This window comes from Corallococcus sp. Z5C101001 (assembly GCF_007352635.1).
GTDB classification, from domain to species: domain Bacteria; phylum Myxococcota; class Myxococcia; order Myxococcales; family Myxococcaceae; genus Corallococcus; species Corallococcus silvisoli.
On the sequence record NZ_VKLU01000058.1, the window covers coordinates 1 to 1,524 of the forward strand.

The window sequence follows — 1,524 nt, forward strand, 5'->3', positions numbered from 1 at the left end:
CTCGGCGTCAGCGGCAGCGCCTCCAGCTTCCCGTACGCCACCGGCACCATGTGCTCCGGCACCCGCTCCCTCATCCACTCCCTCAGCGGCCCCGCCTCCGCCTCTCCCACCACGTACGCCCACAGCTTCGTCCCCCCACCCTCCACCCTCCCCACCACCGCCGCCTGCTTCACTCCCGGGTGCGTCCCCAGCACCCCCTCCACTTCCCCCACCTCCAACCTCATGCCGCGCACCTTCACCTGCCCGTCGCGCCGGCCCACGTACTCCACCTCCCCGTCCTCTCCCCACCTCGCCATGTCCCCCGTCCGGTACAGCCTCCCTCCTGCCTCCCCGCTCAGCCCGTCCGGCACGAAGCGCTCCGCCGTCAGCCCCGCCTGCCCCAGGTACCCTCGCGCAAGCCCCGCTCCTCCCACGTACAACTCCCCCACCACCCCCACCCCCACCGCCCTCTGCCCCCCGTCCAACACGTACAGCCGCACGTTCCCCAGCGGCTTGCCCACCGTCACTCGCTCCGCCTTCACCTCCCCCGCCACGCTCGCGCACACCGTCACTTCCGTCGGGCCGTACCCGTTCAACATCCTCCGCCCGCCCTGCTTCCACTTGCTCACCAACCCCGGCGGGCACGCCTCTCCCGCTGAAATCAGCGTCCTCACTCCCTCCAGCCCCCCCTCCTCCACCTGCCCCAACACCGACGGCGTCAGCGTCACCACCGTCGCTCCCATCCTCTTCACCGTCCCCTCCAGCCCTCCTCCTGGCAGCAGCGCCTCTCTTCGCGCCACGCACAGCCGCGCTCCCGCCACCAGCGTCGAGAAGACTTCCGCCACCGACGCGTCGAAGCCCGGCGACGCGTACTGCAGCACCCCGTCCTCCTCCTTCACCCCGTGCGCCTCCGCCACCGCGCGCGCCATGTTCGCCAGGCCCCCGTGGCGCACCATCACGCCCTTCGGCTTGCCTGTACTCCCAGACGTGAAAAGCACGTACGCCAGGCTCTCCGGCGCCACCCGCTTCCCCACCCGCGTCTTCGGCTGCTTCGCTATCTGCCTCGCGTCCGCGTCCAGCAGCACCAGCACCGCGTTCCCCGTGGGCAGCTCATCCGCCAACGCCTCGCGCGTCAGCACCACCGCCACGCCCGCCTCTTCCAGCAGCGCCCCCACTCGCAGCGCGGGCTGCGTCACGTCCACCGGGACGAACGCTCCTCCCGCCTTCAGCACCCCCATCATCCCCACCACCCACTCCACCGAGCGCTCCACCATCAACCCCACCCTCACCTCCGGCCCCACTCCCAGCCCCCTCAGGTGGTGCGCCAGCTGGTTCGCCCTCTCCTCCACCTCCCCGTAGCTCACCCCCTCCGTCTCCGTGCGCACCGCCTCCGCCTGCGGCCTCGCCTCCGCGCTCGCCTCGAAGACTTCGTGCCCGCACTCCTCCTTCCCCCCGTACTCCCTCCCCGTCCGGTTCCACTCCTCCACCACCCGCCGCCTCTCCTCCGGGCCCATCCACTCCAGCTCCCCCACCCGCTGCTCTGGC

Annotated in this window: 1 protein-coding gene; it reads right to left on the reverse strand. The window is 71.9% G+C overall.

Annotated features, from left to right (window positions below; all coding sequences use genetic code 11):
• Positions 1-1,524 (reverse strand): amino acid adenylation domain-containing protein (locus FOF48_RS36180; protein WP_143909565.1); only part of this gene is annotated, 1,524 nt, incomplete at both ends.